At 40.9% G+C, this 19,206-nt stretch carries 10 protein-coding genes; 7 read left to right on the top strand and 3 right to left on the bottom strand.

Translation table 11 applies throughout. From position 1 onward, the window contains the following. The first annotated feature begins 525 nt into the window (after positions 1-525). Positions 526-1,071: an adenine phosphoribosyltransferase gene (locus tag MST16_RS12280; RefSeq protein ID WP_180011041.1), complete on the top strand. Its 546-nt coding sequence runs from the start codon at positions 526-528 to the stop codon at positions 1,069-1,071. Between the two features lie 93 nt (positions 1,072-1,164). Here MST16_RS12280 and MST16_RS12275 read toward each other — a convergent pair whose 3' ends face one another. Then, a complete protein-coding gene (locus tag MST16_RS12275; RefSeq protein ID WP_078189929.1) occupies positions 1,165-1,671 on the bottom strand; it encodes a YqiA/YcfP family alpha/beta fold hydrolase in 507 nt (168 codons plus the stop codon). A 460-nt stretch (positions 1,672-2,131) separates the two neighbouring features. On the opposite strand from MST16_RS12275, the gene lysS reads away from it, so the two are divergent. Further along, positions 2,132-3,658, top strand: coding sequence for a lysine--tRNA ligase (gene lysS / locus MST16_RS12270; protein ID WP_180011039.1), 1,527 nt, complete (start codon positions 2,132-2,134; stop codon positions 3,656-3,658). A gap of 356 nt (positions 3,659-4,014) precedes the next feature. On the opposite strand, the gene trpS is transcribed toward lysS, so the two are convergent. Beyond that, a complete protein-coding gene (gene trpS, locus MST16_RS12265; protein ID WP_168379231.1) occupies positions 4,015-5,028 on the bottom strand; it encodes a tryptophan--tRNA ligase in 1,014 nt (337 codons plus the stop codon). Positions 5,029-5,230: 202 nt separating this feature from the next. Here trpS and MST16_RS12260 point away from each other — a divergent pair, with 202 nt between their 5' ends. Together MST16_RS12260 and MST16_RS12255 are read left to right on the top strand one after the other, a co-directional pair. After that, positions 5,231-6,157 (top strand): DUF808 domain-containing protein, encoded by a 927-nt coding sequence (locus MST16_RS12260; protein WP_180011037.1) that lies wholly within the window; start codon positions 5,231-5,233, stop codon positions 6,155-6,157. Positions 6,158-6,203: 46 nt separating this feature from the next. After that, the gene (locus tag MST16_RS12255; protein WP_180007459.1) at positions 6,204-7,109 is read left to right on the top strand and encodes a neutral zinc metallopeptidase; all 906 of its coding nucleotides are present in this window, start codon (positions 6,204-6,206) and stop codon (positions 7,107-7,109) included. Between the two features lie 57 nt (positions 7,110-7,166). Here MST16_RS12255 and MST16_RS12250 read toward each other — a convergent pair whose 3' ends face one another. Beyond that, on the bottom strand, positions 7,167-7,724 hold the full coding sequence (locus tag MST16_RS12250) for a hypothetical protein (protein ID WP_180011035.1): 558 nt from the start codon (positions 7,722-7,724) through the stop codon (positions 7,167-7,169). Between the two features lie 219 nt (positions 7,725-7,943). Between MST16_RS12250 and MST16_RS12245 the strand changes: the two genes are divergently transcribed. The 3 genes from MST16_RS12245 (at position 7,944) to MST16_RS12235 (ending at position 19,115) form a co-directional block, all read left to right on the top strand. Next, positions 7,944-9,443: a sodium:proton antiporter gene (locus tag MST16_RS12245; protein WP_180011033.1), complete on the top strand. Its 1,500-nt coding sequence runs from the start codon at positions 7,944-7,946 to the stop codon at positions 9,441-9,443. Positions 9,444-9,815: 372 nt separating this feature from the next. Next, a complete protein-coding gene (locus tag MST16_RS12240; protein WP_180092283.1) occupies positions 9,816-18,725 on the top strand; it encodes a BapA/Bap/LapF family large adhesin in 8,910 nt (2,969 codons plus the stop codon). 72 nt (positions 18,726-18,797) lie between these two features. Then, positions 18,798-19,115: an MGMT family protein gene (locus MST16_RS12235; RefSeq protein ID WP_180011029.1), complete on the top strand. Its 318-nt coding sequence runs from the start codon at positions 18,798-18,800 to the stop codon at positions 19,113-19,115. Positions 19,116-19,206 lie beyond the last annotated feature (91 nt).

Raw genomic sequence — 19,206 nt, 5'->3', positions numbered from 1 at the left:
CATTCTCCAAAAACTGACACAAAATTAAGTCAGTAAATACTTCATAACTGTATAAGTTTATACCTTAAGGTTAATTAGCCTTATACAGTAGACTCTTATGTTAAATTTTTACGCAGTTCTAACGATAAAGTAAAGTGGCTAAGAGTTTAATGAGTGAAATTAAAAGCAGAATGGCAGTGAGGGACAATAAATATCATCAAAACCCCAGATCTGGGAAAAATTGTCTGACAATATTTATGCCTATTGAAAGCTATATTGGAATTCATTTCCGTGAATTGGGTTCTAAATACCGCTTTTTCTATATTCATAGACTAAAGTCTTGCAGAAAAAAACTCTAAAATCTTTTATTTTATGATTAGGAAAATATATATTTGATATTTTTTAAATAAATACAATATTAATAATCAATAACTTATGTAAATTTGCTGTATCTTAAATATGCATTTTAGTCGGGGGTTAGCTGTTCTTTTCTCTCAAATCGCGTTAAAATTCACACATTCCTTCCTTAATTTATTTTCTCCTATTATGAGTAATTCTACTGCTGCGGCATTGTGGTCTAACATTCGTACTGTCCAAGATTTCCCAAAACCAGGAATTTGCTTCTTTGACCTTACGCCGTTATTTATGAATAACATCGAATCGTTAACTGATGCCCTAATTGCAAGTATTCCAGCTGAGCAATTGGCAGAAGTAGATAGCTTTATTGCGGTTGAAGCGCGTGGTTTTGTTTTGGCAAGTTTACTTGCTCAGCGTACTGGCAAAGGTTTGGTCTTGGTGCGTAAAGCCGGCAAATTACCACCACCAGTGGTCGGTGTTGGTTACAGCCTTGAATACGGTCTAGATCGTCTTGAAATGTCGGCTGAAATCGAATCACAAAAAGTGATTATTGTAGATGACGTATTGGCGACGGGCGGTACGCTTCGTGCAGTGAAACAATTGGCTGAAAAATGTAAACACCAAGTTTTAGGAGCAAGCATTTTCTTAGATTTGCCTGACTTGCATAAAGATTTAGGTTTAAATATCTGGTCTGTTTTAGATGAAAAAACACGTCCTGAAGCAGATGCTGCCTAAGCGTCAGCTTTAAAATGTAAAAAGCCTTGTCTATGACAGGGCTTTTTTATGTCTGATAAAAACGACGTTGCTGCTTATGATGAATATTATGATTTATTTTTTTAAGTAGTTTAATTCGAGATGCTGGATTAAATCATTAATATTTTCAGGGCATTGTAGACGATGGTGTCCGCCATCCATGACTTGAACTTGCATATAATCTTCGAGTTGTTGCTCTGCTTCATACATATCTAAGATTTCATCACCACGTTCGATATAGGCAATTTGTGGAATATCGTGATCCAAATCCATTTCATTGATTGCAGGGTAGTCGTCGCGAAAGTCTGGATGCAGGCTCGGGTTGGCAATTACACACGGAATGCGATGAAACAGCGACATTTTCAAAGCCCAGTATGCCCCGAGACTATGACCGACGATGATATCGGGCTTAATAGTTTCAATACTCTCGTGGTAAAAGTCCGCAACAGTTTGAAAATTTAAGTTGCGATAGTCCACTTCAATGCAGAATTTTTGTTTTGCATCGATGGCATGGAATTTGGTGGATTCACGGGAAGAATCTAATCCATGTAAAAACAGAATTTTCGATAAGCAGGAAGTCATTGTTTTTCTACACACTGTTTTCAGGCATTTTGGATGTGTTGAATATTTTATTTTTCAACAATTTTATGATTTCATTGTAGAGAGAATTGTCAAAAAGAGAATTTAGCTTTTGGTCTAATTTGTAGGCATTTAAAAGACTTTAGTCTTAAAGAAAATAGAGTAAAAGGTTGAATTAAGCTATTGAAATATATTTCAATATATTGATGTTTATGGATGTTTTAAAGTATGTGGTTGTCATTTAGATGTCGCTAAATATTGGCTTACTGAGTTTAAATATTTAACTTTTATCTCGTGCATATCTGAAAGGTATGAATTAAGCAAACCTGAAAGTATAGCTGTCAAAACAACTTACTTTGATAAATTTCAACTTATTGAAAAAATGCGCACATTGCTTACTGCTCAATTCAAAGGAAATCTGCTATGCTATGCAACTTCCGTTTTTTAACTATTTGAGACAGAGATGACGCAACATAACGCTCAATCGACTTCTGAACAAGCCATTTCCGAAAACGATTTAATTGCACAGCGTCATGCCAAGTTAGAGCACATCAAAGAGCACGCCAAGGAAACAGGTGTTAGCCCGTGGCCTAACACATTTAAGCGTGAACACTATGCACAAGATTTACAAGACCAATTCGCTGAAAAATCAAAAGAAGAAATTGAAGCAGGCGAAAAGGTTTATGTAAAAGTTGCTGGTCGTGTGATGTTGAACCGCGGTTCATTCATCGTAATCCAAGATATGACTGGTCGTATCCAGCTTTATGTACCACGTAAAGAGTTGGATGCTGATGTTCTTGCAACTATTAAAGCACTCGATTTGGGCGATATTATAGCCATTGAAGGTTATATTGGTCGTTCTGGTAAAGGTGACCTGTATGTTCATATTGAACATTTTGAGCTTTTAACTAAATCACTTCGTCCTCTTCCAGACAAATTCCATGGTTTGACTGATACTGAAGTTAAATACCGTAAGCGTTATTTAGACCTCATCATGAACGAAGAAACACGTAAAACTTTTGAAATTCGTGCAAAAGTGGTGTCAGGTATTCGTTCATATTTGAGCAATGAGCGTTTCATGGAAGTTGAAACACCAATGATGCATGTGATTCCGGGTGGTGCGTCTGCGCGTCCATTCGAAACTCATCACAACGCTTTGGATATGCCTTTATTCTTACGTATTGCACCTGAGCTTTACTTAAAACGTTTGGTCGTTGGTGGTTTTGAGCGTGTGTTCGAAATTAACCGTAACTTCCGTAACGAAGGTGTATCAACACGTCATAACCCAGAATTCACCATGATCGAATTCTACCAAGCGTATGCAGACTACAAAGACCTGATGGCTTTGACTGAAAATATGCTTGAAAAATTGGCGATCGACATCTTGGGTTCGACTGATGTGCCTTATGGTGATGAAGTGTATAGCTTCAAAGGTCCATTCAAGAAGATTTCGATGTTTGATGCGATTCTTGAACACAACCCAACGTTCACTGCTGAAAATGTAGCTGACCGTGAGTTCCTTGCTAACTTCGTTAAAAATGAACTGAAAGAGCAAGTAAAACCTGGTTTTGGTTTAGGTAAACTTCAAACCATCGTATTTGAAGAAACTGTTGAAACTGAACTTCGTCAACCGACATTCATCACAGAATACCCTGCGGAAACTTCACCATTAGCACGTCGTAATGATGATAATCCACATATTACCGATCGTTTTGAATTCTTCATCGGTGGTCGTGAGTTGGCAAATGGTTTCTCAGAGTTAAATGACCCAATTGATCAAGCTGAACGTTTCCAAGCTCAAGTTGCCGAAAAAGATGCAGGTGATGATGAAGCAATGCATTACGATGCAGACTTCATTGAAGCATTGGAATACGGCTTACCTCCTACAGCGGGTGAGGGTATCGGTATTGACCGTTTGGTCATGTTATTTGCCAATGCTGCAAGTATTCGTGAAGTGATCTTGTTCCCACATATGCGTCATAAAAACTAATTTAGTTTTTGAAATAAAAACCCGCTTAATGCGGGTTTTTTTATTGTTTCAATAGAGGATATTTAATTCTTCTTAGCCAATTTTCAGACAAAAAAATACGCAATGATTGGGGTGTTCATTGCGTATAACAACGAATCTGTTTTCACAGGTTCGGTAAAGGAGAAATGTTATGAATTTAGGTATTCCTAAAACATAAATAGATAATAGAGTGAACGGTCAGTCATTTCATTGGTGTTCACGTTAAGTGATGTTACCTAACGTTAAAACTAAGGAGATTTTGTGAATACCTTCACAAAAAGTGCCTATAAAAAAGCCTTTCACATTGGAAAGGCTTAATTTTATAGAATTTTTTAAATTTAGAAGTGGAAAACACCCAGTCCAGATTTAATTTCATCTAACGTTTGTTGGGTAATATCACGGCATTTATCGGTACCGGTTTTTAAAATATCCATGATGTAGTCAGGATCTTTTTGCAATTCTAAACGGCGTTCACGGATCGGGCCGATCAGCTCTTTTAGCACGCCTTCAAGACGCTTTTTCACAGTACCATCGCCTAGGCCACCACGACGATAGTGTTCTTTCAGCTCTGCAACAGCTTCTTTATCAGGATCGAATGCATCGAGGTAAGTAAATACGACGTTACCTTCAACTTGACCTGGATCTTCAATACGTAAATGATTTGGATCGGTATACATTGCATTAACAGCTTTCTTGATATCTTTATCAGTCGCGTCAAGCACAATGGTATTGCCCAAAGATTTAGACATTTTTGCTTTACCATCAAAACCTGGCAAGCGGCCGACATTAGAGAGTAAAGCTTTACATTCAGGAAGTACGTCACGACCAATTTGACGGTTTAAACGACGAACAATTTCGTTGGTTTGTTCAATCATTGGAATTTGGTCTTCGCCGACAGGAACGACAGATGCTTTAAACGCTGTAATATCGGCAGCTTGAGCTACTGGATAGCATAAGAAACCTGCAGGAATGTCACGCTCAAATCCACGCATTTGAATTTCAGATTTGATGGTTGGATTACGCTCTAAGCGAGACACCGTCACAAAGTTCAAATACAACATGGTCAATTCATTTAATGCTGGTAAGCATGATTGAACGCAAATCGTGGTTTTGGTTGGGTCAATTCCTACAGCAAGATAATCGGTTGCGACTTCAATAATATTGCGACGAACTTTTTCGAAGTTATCGGCATTATCAGTTAAGGCTTGAGCATCAGCTAAAAGAAGATGTTGATGATGCGAATCTTGTAAACCTACACGTGAACGTAAAGAACCTACAAAATGACCTAAATGTAATTGTCCAGTCGGACGGTCGCCAGTCAAAATCACTGGACGATTATCTTGAGTACTCATTATCTGTTCCAAAGTGGTAGTCAAAGCTACGGCTGATTTTCAAAGAATGTCCCCATTGTACGGCATTCTATTTTTGATTGTTACTGACACAGCACAATTGACTGAAAAATGGGTGAATATTTTGTTAATTATTAAAAAACTAAATACAATTTTAGCGTTAAATAGAATTAGAATATTAAAAAATGCCTAAAGGATAAAAATAATGGCGAATAGCTTATTAATCTTACTTGATGATATTGCAACTGTGCTGGATGACGTTGCTGTTATGAGTAAGATGGCAGCCAAAAAAACAGCGGGTGTCCTTGGGGATGATTTAGCACTGAATGCGCAACAAGTCAGTGGTGTCCGTTCAGATCGTGAACTTCCAGTTGTTTGGTCTGTGGCCAAAGGTTCTTTTATTAATAAATTAATTTTGGTTCCGGCTGCTTTATTGATCAGTGTGGTTGCACCTTGGCTGATTACACCACTATTGATGATTGGTGGTTTGTTCTTATGTTATGAAGGTGTGGAAAAAGTTCTGCATAGTTTGCATCATAAAAAAGCCAAAACAGAAGGAGTTGCTCGTGAAGAGATGACTCATATTGAAACGGATTTGGTGACTTTTGAGAAAGAAAAAGTCAAAGGCGCCATCCGGACCGATTTTATTTTATCTGCTGAAATTGTGGTGATTTCATTGGGTACGGTTGCAACTGCGGCATTTGGGACCAAGGTCATGGTACTTTCGGTGATTGCAATATTAATGACCGTTGGTGTCTATGGTTTTGTTGCGATGATTGTCAAAATTGATGACTTAGGGCTTTATCTCACTCAACAAGCATCACAATTTAAAAAGACCGTTGGACAAGGTTTGTTAGCATTTGCACCTAAGTTGATGAAGACATTGACCATTGTCGGTACCATTGCCATGTTTTTAGTGGGTGGTGGCATCATTACCCATGGTGTGCCTTTACTACACCATTTTATTGAAGGCTCTGTAGATTATGCAGAACATATTCCTACAGTTGGCAGTATTGTGGGTGCATTAACACCGACTTTAATCAATTTAGTGACAGGTTTTATTGCAGGTTTAATCGTGTTGTGCGTCGTATCTTTAATTCAAAAAGTATGGCCAAAGTCGCAAAAGGATTAATCTGTAAACGCACGGATATCAACTATTTTATATAAGGAAGATCACTATGCGCTGGAAAGGTCGAAGAGTTAGTTCAAACGTAGAAGACCGTCGCGGTGGTGGCGGTGCAAAAGCGGGTGGGATCAGTATTCTCGGTTTGGTTGTGGCATTTGTTGCGTGGAAGTTTTTTGGTGTAGACCCGCAGCAAGCATATCAGGCGACCAAACAAGTGACTTCACAGGGTCAAACGGCTGAAGTCAAAGGTTTGGATAATCCAACACCTGAACAACAAGAAGCGATGGATTTTGTTGGAACGGTTTTGGCCGATACGGAAGATACATGGACTAAAGTCTTCCAAGAACAGTTAAATGCCCAGTATAAAGCGCCTAAATTGGTCATGTTTAATGGTGTGGTCAACTCGGGTTGTGGTACAGCACAAGCTGCAATGGGGCCGTTTTATTGCCCAGCAGATCAGAAGGTCTATATTGATACTGCATTCTTTAAAGATATGCGTACGCAAATGGGCATCACGGGTGAACAAAATCAAACTGAATTGAGTCGTCAAGATCAGGCGGGTGATTTTGCGCAAGCCTATGTGGTTGCCCATGAAGTTGGACATCATATCCAAACGATTTTAGGTATTTCTGAGCAAGTTCAGCAGGCGCGTGCGCAAGCGTCTAAAGCTGAAGGTAATCGTTATTCGGTCATGCAAGAACTACAAGCAGACTGCTTTGCGGGTATTTGGGCGCATCATAATCAACAGCGTACCCAATTTTTAGAGCAGGGTGATGTAGAAGAAGCGATGGACGCTGCACATAAGATTGGTGATGACTATTTACAGAAAAGTGCAACTGGGCAAGTGGTCCCAGATAGCTTCACGCACGGCACCAGTGAACAACGTATGAAATGGTTCCAGACAGGGTTGAAATCAGGCAATATCAATAGCTGTGATACCTTTAACCAAGCCATTTAAAACAAAAAAAGGAGGATGCAAACATCCTCTTTTTTTCATTGAAAAATAGATTGAAACTTATTTATTAAGAAATGATTTAAAGTTTCGAACAATACGATAGCTGACATACAATGCGGCAAATGCGAATAAAGCCACGCCAAAAACAGTATATTTAAGGCCTGAAATATCGTTTTGATAGAACTGTTTTAATTGGGCATCGCTATAGCGTAATTGTTGTTTTTGTCCAGTGCGGCTATTGGTGAAACTCACATTTTGGATATATTTAAATTGTCCAATTTTTAGTAAATCGAGGTGTTGAATTTGTCGGGTGTGTTGCTGATTAAATTCATCGAGACAAATATCTTGTGCATAGTTTTCACAATTCAGTTTGGCAAGATAACCATTATTCGCCAGCATGATAAATATTGCATGATCAGGTGATTCATTATTGGAGACCAAAACCAATTGTTCTTTGGGTGTTGAATCCAGTGAAACCTTTTTTGCCTGACTAAAATAGTGCTCAGCACGTAAAATTTCCTGTGTCTTGCTAAAACAAGTCAGGATCAGCGCTGCAGTAATGATAAAGATCACAGCAGCAAAAAAGAGTCGAAAAATAGTTTTAATGGTCTGATGCATAGGAGAAATAAATTAGAGGATAAAAATGCATAAAATCGATGCAGGCTTGCTATGTTAAAGGATCTTGATAAAAGATGTGAAAAAAACTGAATTGATACACGTAATTTAGATAAAATTCGTTAGAATATTTTATTTCCAAATACTAAAAAATTTAGTATTTATTTTCAAAATACCTATATCTCACTCTGTAGGCGACACAGCACCAAAATTGGGAACGAAATGGGAAATTATTTTTTTCTACAGGTTTTTACCGTTATTTTTGCACTTTCAATTGCAACCACGATTTTTAATAAACGTATCTTGGGCTTTCCACAAGCCATAGGTGTTCCCATTGTTTCTGCAATTTTTGTCTTTATTTTGCAATGGGGCGCAAGTCTGCTCAATGGCAATCAATTTGTGACGATTAATTTGCACAATATTGAAGAGGCCGTTCGTCATATCGACTTTTATGACTTTTTAATTAATGGCGTGATTTGTTTTATTTTGACCTCATCTGCCTTGAAATTTAAAGTTTCAGATTTACGTTTGCATTGGAAACCAATCAGTATTTTGGCCAGTATAGCCTTGGTGCTCTGTGCGGTGTTTTTTGGTGTTGCTTTATATGGTTATCAGTTCTTAATTGGTCATCATGTTGATTTATTAGTGTTGTTGTTATTAGGTGCTGCTTTAGGTGCGACTGACCCGATTGGGGTCAAAGGTGTATTAAGTTCTGTACGTGCGCCACATCATTTGATGGTGAAATTAGAAGGCGAATCTCTCTTTAATGATGCCATGTGTATTGCCGTGTTTATGACTTTACTCAATGTCTTGCAAGGTGAGCATTTTACCGTCCTTGGTACGCTTGAAACACTGTTATATGAAATTGTTGTTGCAATCATTATTGGTTGGGCATTTGGTTTAGGGATTTTACGTTTACTCCGCGGTAAACATGAAATGGAGTCCTTGATTTTAACCACAGCATTATTGGCAAGTGGTTCATATCTAGTCGCTTTATTCGCACATGCATCTGCACCAATTGCATGTGTTATTGGTGGTCTGATCGTTGGGAATAAATGGAAAGAAATCCTCCAAGACCGAGAAATCAGGGAAGTGAACCATTTCTGGCATACCGTGGAAGGAATCATCAATTCCTTCTTATTTACCCTGATCGGTCTCGAGTTATTTATCTTAGATTTAAGTCTTAGCTTGATTTTAGGCGGTATGGTGGCGTTTATTATTTTGCATGCATCGCGCTTTGCAGCAAACTATTTATCCTTCGCATTTTTCCCGAGTTTCCGCAAAAAAAGCTATAACGGTAGTCTTGCGATTTTATCGTGGGGTGGGGTTCGTGGCGGTATTTCATTGGCCCTAATCCTTGCGGTTGCCAATATTCCTGAACTTAGTGAATACAGTAGTATTTTGATTGGATATACATTTATCGCAGTATTAATGTCGGGCCTCGTGTGTGGCTTAGGTTTACCTGCTGTGATGAATGCTTTTTATTACAATCCGAATGAAGAAACCAAAGGCTTCAAAGGTTGGTACCAAAGAATGTGCCATAAAATGAATAAAAAGGGCTTCCAATATATTGTGGGCGAAGATATCCATGGTAATGAAACCATTACGGTTTATAACCCTGAAGCGTTAATAGATACCAAAGCGGATGATGGTGTAGCTGCGGTACATAACCCAGAAAAAGTGCAAGAAGTTCGTCGTTTGGAGAACCCCGAAAACTTCTAAAACTGATTTGTTTGACTTAAAAAAGGAAATGCGAGGGCATTTCCTTTTTTATTACTAGTTGTATTCCACCAAGTAACATCAAAATGCGTGAAATTATGACTAGTCATTCATCGGTATTATTGTGACTTGCATCACACAAATAAGTGTTTGTTATTACTTGTATAAAGATGGATCTAAAATCTGAGCCTATTGATAAAAATAATACAATATTCAAGCAATTGTGCAAAATAAATACAAAGCGTGATATAACGCACACAATTAAAAAATTATTTTTAATGAGTTGTAATTAAAGAAATTATTAGTCACCAATAACTCATTACAAAACCAAAAAGCATAAAAACGGCCCTAATACAAATAAATGAGGTTTTACCTATGCCGCAAATTTCTGTCATTTCTAAAGAAAGTCATAAAGTTTTGGATCAAGTTGAATCCAATCAAATTGGGCTTATAGAAAATTCTGTCATCGTAGTCAAAATCCGGAAAGAGGATGTTGCTTCAATTACAAAGAATGGTGCTGACGCAATAATCACCTTAAAAAATGGGGAAGTGATTACTGTACAAAACTATTTTAGTGAGGCGACACCAGATAATAGTTTGGTATTTGAGGATGAAGACGGCACATTGTATTGGGCCAAATTTACAACAGTCAACGGTGATATTGCGGATGTTATTCAGTACCAACCTTTAGATGAAATTGAACCGCTGCTCTATAACGATTCTTTGACAGGTGTAATTTTACCTTGGATTACGGGAGCAGCCGGTGCTGGTTTATTGGGTGCGGCTATTGGTGGTGGATCTGATTCATCTGGTGGTTCTAAGGATACGACTAAACCTGAAGCGCCTAAAGATGTAGTAATTACCGATGATGGTGAACATGTCACAGGTAAAGGTGAGCCGGGTACTACGGTAGAGGTGAAAGATCAAGATGGCAAAGTCATTGGCGCAGGCACAGTGGATTCATCAGGTAATTTTGGTGTTGAACTTAAAGATCCTTTAACCAATGGTGAAACTGTTGAAGTCACTGTGACAGACAAAGCAGGCAATGAGTCAGAACCAACAGAAGCTACTGCAAAAGACACCACCAAACCTGATGCGCCTAATGCAACTTTAAATGAAGACGGTACAGCAGTAACGGGTAAAACTGAGCCGGGTGCAAAAGTTGAAGTGCGCGATGAAAATGGCAAATTAATTGGTTCAGGAACTGCAAACAGTCTAGGTGAATTTGAAATCCCAGTATCGCCAGCAGTGACTGATGGTGAGACTGCCAAAGTTACAGCAAAAGATGTAGCAGGAAATACTTCTGATCCAACTACCGTTACAGGTGGTAAAGACACGACCAAACCTGATGCGCCTAATGCAACATTAAATGAAGACGGCACGGTAGTAACGGGTAAAACTGAGCCGGGTGCAAAAGTTGAAGTACGCGATGAAAATGGCAAATTAATTGGTTCAGGAACAGCAAACAGTCTAGGTGAATTTGAAATCTCGGTATCACCTGCAGTAAGCGATGGTGAAACTGCCAAAGTGACAGCAAAAGATGCAGCAGGCAATACTTCTGATCCAACTACCGTAACAGGTGGTAAAGATACGACCAAACCTTATGCACCTAAAGATGTGGTGATTACCGATGATGGTGAGCATGTCACTGGTAAAGGTGAGCCGGGTACTACGGTAGAAGTGAAAGATCAAGATGGCAAAGTCATTGGCACGGGTACAGTGGATTCATCAGGGAATTTTGATGTTGAACTTAAAGATCCATTAACCAATGGTGAAACTGTTGATGTCACTGTGACAGATAAAGCAGGCAATAAGTCAGAACCAACAGAAGCTACTGCAAAAGACACGACCAAGCCGGATGCACCTAAAGATGTGGTCATCACAGATGATGGTGAACATGTCACAGGTAAAGGTGAGCCGGGTACTGCTGTAGAAGTGAAAGATCAAGATGGCAAAGTCATTGGCACGGGTACAGTGGATTCATCAGGGAATTTTGATGTTGAACTTAAAGATCCATTAACCAATGGTGAAACTGTTGATGTTACTGTGACAGATAAAGCAGACAATGAGTCAGAACCGACGGAAGCTACTGCCAAAGACTCCACCAAACCTGATGCGCCTAATGCAACTTTAAATGAAGATGGCACGGTAGTAACGGGTAAAACTGAGCCGGGGGCAAAAGTTGAAGTCCGTGATGAAAATGGCAAATTAATTGGTTCAGGTACTGCAAATAGTTTAGGTGAGTTTGAAATCCCTATATCGCCTGCAGTGACCGATGGTGAAACAGCCCAAGTGACAGCAAAAGATGCAGCAGGCAATACTTCTGATCCAACTACAGTGATTGGTGTAAAAGATACGATTAATCCTGAAATATCTATTGAAGATACAACTTTAACTCAGGATTCAATGCCTTCATTTAAAGGTAAAACAGAAGCTGGCACTGCCGTTAGCGTTGTTATCAGAGATAGTAAAGGCGAAATTGTTAATCAAGGAAAAGCAGAGGTCATCGGTGATCAGTGGAGTTATCGTGCTGATAAAACCCTGATTGATGGAGAATACTCAGTTGAGGCCATTGCTACAGATGCTGCTGGTAATACAGGTCGTGCCACAGACACATCATTTACAATAGATGCTACAGCACCAATTGTCACGATTGACGATTTTAAAGAACCTAATTTTACAGGTACTGTGAATGAAGATGCGAATCTTCAAGTCCAAGTACAAGATTCAAATGGCAAGGATATTGCTGGTACGACAACGGTAAAAGATGGTGCTTGGACATTTATTCCAGATTCACCTGTTGCCGAAGCTGATTATACAGTGACTGTGACCGCAACTGATGCTGCGGGTAATCAACAGACAGCAATCGGAACGGTTAATACCACTTTACCGACGGTTGATATTGACGATTTATTTGGTACATCGAATTTTGCTGCAGCCTTTTCTCGTGTAAGCACATTAAGCGTGCCTGCAAACGTTCCGCAGACCAATCAAACGAAGCCAACATTCTCTGGAACTTCAACCAAAAGTGTAGAAGTGACGGTTTACCTGCGTGATGCCAATAATAAAGTTATCGATTCAGGACTAGCGAAACTAGACACCGCTACAGGTAAATGGACTTATACGCCTGCGAATGAATTGCTCGAAGGCTATTATGTGCTTGAAGCTGTATCAAAAGATGCAGCCGGTAATATCAGTAGCCCAGCATCTAAAACCTTCGTGATTGATATCACTGATCCAGTAATTGAAATCCAAAATGCAGTACTCACCAATGATGTAACTCCTGATGTAAAAGGCAAAACTGAAATTGGTTCTACCGTGATGGTTACAGTTAAAACGCCGAACGGAGATGTTATCGAGACTGGTACCGCGACAGTGGATGCGAAAGGTGATTGGAGCTATAGCGTTAAGGCAAATTTAACGGATGGTGGATATCAAGTTACTGCTAATGCAAAAGACAAAGCTGGCAACATCAGTGATGATGTAAAGACCCAAGTGACTGTTGATAGTTCAGCACCAAAAGCAACAATTACGATTGCCGATAATGGCGATGTGAAAATCAGCTTCAGTGAAAAAGTCGTTGGCTTTGATGCTGACGATGTACAGGTCACTGGTGGCAAACTCAAAGACTTGGCACAACAAGCCGATGGTAGTTGGACTGCTAAAGTCGTGGCGAATGGCACAGATGGTAGTGCAGCGACCGTTAAACTCGATATTGCTTCAGGTAGTTATAGTGATGCGGCAGGCAATGCAGGTCAAGCAGCGACAGCTTCACATAGCGTGGCAAGTGTCGATAGTACAGCACCAAAAGCAACGATTACGATTGCTGACAATGGCGATGTGAAAATCAGCTTCAGTGAAAAAGTGGTCGGTTTTGATGCAGACGATGTACAAGTTTCTGGTGGAAAACTCAAAGAATTGGCACAACAAGCCGATGGTAGTTGGACTGCTAAAGTCGTGGCGAATGGCACAGATGGTAGTGCTGCGACCGTGAAACTGGATATTGCTGCAGGAAGTTATAGCGATGCGGCAGGCAATGCAGGTCAAGCAGCCACAGCTTCACATAGCGTGGCAAGTATCGATAGCACAGCCCCAACAGCAACGATTAGCATTGCGGATAATGGCGATGTGAAAATCAGCTTCAGTGAAAAAGTCGTTGGCTTTGATGCAGACGATGTAGAGGTCACTGGCGGAAAACTGACAGACTTAGCACAGCAAGCCGATGGAAGTTGGATCGGTAAAGTTGTGGCGAATGGCACTGACGGTAGTGCAGCGACCGTGAAACTGGATATTGCTGCAGGCAGCTATAGCGATGCGGCAGGCAATGCTGGTCAAGCCGCAACTGCTTCACATAGCGTGGCAAGTATCGATAGCACAGCCCCAACAGCAACGATTAGCATTGCGGATAATGGCGATGTGAAAATCAGCTTCAGTGAAAAAGTCATTGGTTTCGATGCGGACGATGTACAGGTCACTGGCGGAAAACTGACAGACTTAGCACAACAAGCCGATGGAAGTTGGACTGCTAAAGTCGTGGCGAATGGCAACGATGGAAGTACGGCAAACGTTAAGTTGGATATTGCTGCAGGTAGCTATAGCGATGCGGCAGGCAATGCAGGTCAAGCCGCGACAGCTTCACATAGCGTGGCGAGTGTGGATACCACAGCACCGACCATTACTATCGATGATCTAATCATAACAAATGATCAAACACCAACGATCAGTGGAGAAACTGAGCCGGGTGCATCTGTCTACGTATATATTAAAGACTCTGCAGGCGTGGTGAAATTTGAAGGCCAAGCAAGTGTATTTGCAGACGGTGCTTGGACATTTACACCTCCTCGTAATTTAGATGATGGTGAATATACGGCTGTTGCAATTGCAACGGACAGAGTAGGTAATACAGCTGAAGCAAATGATGGGTTTGAAATCGATACGACTCCGCCAACTGTTGATATTGATGATTTTGATTTCTTTGCAGCTCCAGCTGTGGCTCCGCTCGCTACATTTGTTATGCGAGCGACGACGTTATCCACACCGTCAATTCCACTAACCAACAACAATAAACAGACTTTCTCTGGCACATCGAGCAAAAGTACGGAAGTTCTGATCAATATTTATGATGCTGAAAATAATTTATTGGATTCAGGCTTAGCGAAACTTGATACGGCAACAGGGAAATGGACGTATACACCATCGGTTGCTTTACCAGAAGGATTATTAACTTTAGAAGCTATATCGAAAGATATCGCTGGTAATATCAGTGCACCATCAACTAAACAATTTATTGTCGATACCATTCCACCACTTATTGATATTCATGATGTCGGTGTTATTACAGATCCATCTCCAAGTTTTAGTGGAAAAACTGAAAAAGGTGTAACTGTTACCGTAAGTGTGAAAGATCAACTCGGAAATGTGGTAGAAACAGGACAGGCACTTGTTGATGCTCAAGGCAACTGGAGTTACCAATCAAAATCACATCTGGCAAATGGTCTTTATCATATTGAAGCGATTGCGAAAGATGCTGCCGGAAACTCGAGTCAAAAAGTAGCGACGAGCACAACAATTGATAGCACTGCTGAAGTGAGTATTGCGGTTCAGGCAAATGCCGATGGTTCTGCAACGGTAACGGGTAAAACTGAACCGGGTGCAAGCGTTGAAATCACTACGCCAGACGGTCAAACCTATCCTGCAACAGTTGATGCCAACGGTCAGTTTACAGCAACGATTTCATCACCGGCTGCAGAAGGTACCTATACCGCAACAGCAACAGATCAAGCAGGAAATCAAGGTTCTGCATCAGCAGATCTAGATGACCAAGTTGCGCCGCAAATCGATGATCTAGAAGTCGATGCAAATGCCGATGGTTCTGCAACGGTGACAGGAAAAACTGAACCCGGTGCAAGCGTTGAAATCACTACGCCAGACGGTCAAACCTATCCTGCAAGCGTGGATGCCAACGGTCAGTTTATAGCAACGATTCCAACGCCTGCTGCAGAAGGTACCTATACCGCAACGGCAACGGATAATGCTGGAAATCAAGGTTCTGCAACAGCAGATTTAGATGACCAAGTTGCACCGCAAATCGATGATCTAGAAGTTGATGCAAATGCCGATGGTTCTGCACCGGTGACAGGTAAAACTGAACCGGGTGCAAGTGTTGAAATTACTACGCCAGACGGTCAAACCTATCCTGCAAGTGTAGATGCCAACGGTCATTTCACAGCAACGATTCCATCACCTGCTGCGGAAGGGACATATACTGCAATAGCAACAGATCAAGCCGGAAATCAAGGTTCTGCAACAGCAGATCTAGATGACCAAGTTGCGCCGAAAATCGATGATTTTAAAGTCACATCAAATCCAGATGGCTCTGCAACCATTACAGGTAAAACTGAATCAGGTGCGAAAGTTTCTATAACTGATCCACAAGGCAAAGATATAGATGTTAGTGTCGATGCCAATGATCATTTCATCGCACAAATTCCTGCAACAGCAGCAGAAGGCACATATACAGCGACTGCTACTGATCAAGCAGGGAATCAAGGTTATGCATCAGATGATTTAATGGATGCAACTATGCCGGTAATTCCAACTGCGGAAGTGAACCAAAAAGATGGCTCTACTGTCTTTGGTATAGCTCAACCGGGTTCAGAAGTGACGGTATATGCCTCTGATTCGAAGCAAAAGCTTGGGACGGCTGTAGCCGATGCAAATGGGGTGTATAGCGTTCAACTTCAGCCTGCTTTGGTGGATGGTGAGCAAGTAAACGTCACGGCGAAAGATGCAGGCGGTGAATCACCAGCAATCACAGCGCAAGCCCCAGATCTATTTGCCCCTGATGCACCGACAGCGAAAGTCAATGCAACAGGTTCTGCTGTGGAAGGTGTGACCGAAGCTTTTGCCATTGTTACCGTATACGGTGGTAGCAAAGGCACAACCCCATTGGGTACAGCGACTGCGGATGCCAATGGTTATTATCAAATTGCACTTGTACCTGCACTTGTGGATGGCGAGCAAGTGAAAGTGACCGCAAAAGATGCAGGTGGCGAATCTTTAGCTACACCAGCATTGGCACCAGACTTGTACGCACCAGCAACACCATTTGCAACTTTAGATAGTCAAGGTGCTGTGGTCACGGGTCATGCCGAAGCGGGTTCGGATATCACAGTGTATGCCGCAGATGCTAAAACCATTCTAGGCTCTGCAATTGCTGATCTTGAAGGCAATTTCAAAGTTGTCTTACAGCCAGCAGTGACAGATGGTCAGCACATTTTAGTGACTGCGAAAGATGATGGTGGTGAGTCTGCACCTCAAGAATTAATCGCGCCAACTGTTAGCATTCACGCAGCAGATAATCTAGTCAATGCTAACATCAACTTTGAATATCCAGTTGAAGAAGTCCGTACCAATAAACTATTCAATGTTTTTGATCTGATTAATATTGGTTCAAAAGTACATACAGGTTACTTCTCTATCGGGGATCAAGAAGTTGGTGAGGCAACGATCAGTGTACATACAGGTTCATTGATCAACCTGTTTGATAAAGCAGAAATGCGACTATTTGTGAAAAATGCCGATGGTAGCTGGAAGCTGATCGCGTCGAATAAAGACTATGGTTTATTAGATTTTATCGGCATCTTTGGCGAAGAAACGGCTGTACGCGCGAAAAACTTACAATCAGGTGAATATAAGTTTGAGTTTGTCGGTGGTTCGGCTATTGGTCTTGCAACATCGGTCAGTGCAAATCTATCGTTAAAAGTGTTTGATACTTCAGTAGAACCTGAAGTGAGCCATGTAGAAGAAGCCAAAGGAAATGTCATCTCAGATCATGATGCACTTTATGGTCAGGACGCTGTTCCAGCAGGTGCAATCGTCAACAGTATCAATGGCCAATTGATCAATGGTACGACCACAGTCAAAGGGAACTATGGCACATTAACCATTCATCAAGATGGCTCGTATAGCTATAAACCGAAAGCTGATGTCACAGCGATTGGTAAGGCAGAAGTGTTTAGCTATTCCGTGGTTGATCCGGTTTCGGGCAAAGCAAGTAGTGCTGACCTGATAATTCACATTGGAACGCAAAGCGATTTGGCATTGAATTGGAATGCAGCGGAGCCAAAAGATCATGCAAGTACAGTTGTTGCTACTAACAATGTTGACATGATCGGTTTTGATGCATCGAATACCGTATCTACAGGTCAATCAAATTCAATTAGCTACAGTTGGTCGATTGGATTTGGTGGGACGAAAGCAGGTTCGACCAAAATCACCGTTGCAGACGGTACGGTAGAGAACATCAAAGTTGACTTTGGTTCTTCACAACTGGTTTCATTACTGGGTAATACCACGATTAACGTCTACGACGAAAAAGGTAAATTAGTTGCGACTTCGGGAGCTTCAACAGTAGTGGATGTTATTGGTCTACTACCAAATGGTAATTCTGTCACGGTCACTGGATTGAAAGCAGGAACCTATACGATTCAAGCCGTAACCAATAAAGGCATAAGCTTGGGCGGCAGTGTATCGGCGGTCATTTCACGGAGCATTATTGACCTTGATAGCTTTACCGTAAAATTTGCTGCGAATGCTGCAACCACAGGCAATTTATTAACCGATAATGATGGATTTGGTGTTGATACTGTCGCTTCAAAATATACAGATTTGTATGTGTCTAAAGATGGTGGCTTAACCTTTACCCAAGTGAGTTCGACGGGTACAACCATTACGGCGAAATATGGCGAAATGGTGGTGAAATCAGATGGTAGTTACACCTATACCCTTAAAGATATGAATCTTGCCTCAGGTGCAGCAGAACAGTTTACGTATAAACTGGTTGCACCAAACGGTGATATTTCAGCGGCAACATTGACCATTAAAGCAGGTGTGAACTTCACAGGAAGTGTCGGTAACGATGAAATCACCAGTACTGCGGGCAATGATCAATTCACCACCAAAGCGGGCATTGATACGGTTATTTATAAAGTATTGGATCAAGCAGATGCAACGGGTGGCAATGGACATGATACTTGGAATGACTTTAATGCGTCTGAAGGCGATAAAGTGAATATCAAAGCCTTGTTACAAGGTCAAAATGCCAATCAGTCGAATATTGATCAGTTTGTTTCGGTGAAATCTGATGGCAAGGGCAACACCGTGATCAGCATTGATCGTGATGGAACAGGGTCTAAATTTGGCGATAAAGTTGAATTACTCACTTTGAAAAATACCGATGTGACTTTGCAAGACTTAATCGATCACAACCAATTACTGTACTAATCTGTCAAAATTAAGTATTAATCAAAGAGAACCTTCGGGTTCTCTTTTTTTATGCGGCTCAAAGGAGATCAGATGAAGCAGAGTGATGAATTGGCAACGCAAATTTTGTCGGTCATTCAATTGATACCGCAAGCAAAGATTGCCACTTATGGACAAATTGCCAAATTAGCGGGTTTACCTAAGCATGCACGACTGGTTGGCTATGTACTAAAGCATCTAGATACAACATCAACGATCCCATGGCATCGGGTGGTGAATGCTCAGGGAAAAATCAGCACGCAGCGTTGCAATGAAAAAGGTGAAAATATCCAGCAATTGAAATTGGCAGCTGAAAATGTCTTTGTGGTGAATGGACGCATCTCATTGAAACAATATCAATGGTTACCCTAAAAAATCCTTGCCTTCAACAAGCGTTTTTTATATTGATGACGCAGTCAATAAAAAAGCCCTCTAGGATCAGAAGGCTTTTTTAAGCTATAAA

It is taken from the genome of Acinetobacter sp. YH16040_T (assembly GCF_024605785.1).
GTDB classification, from domain to species: domain Bacteria; phylum Pseudomonadota; class Gammaproteobacteria; order Pseudomonadales; family Moraxellaceae; genus Acinetobacter; species Acinetobacter amyesii.
The sequence above is the reverse complement of the archived record's forward strand: the minus strand, read 5'-3'. Positions and strand labels throughout refer to the sequence as shown.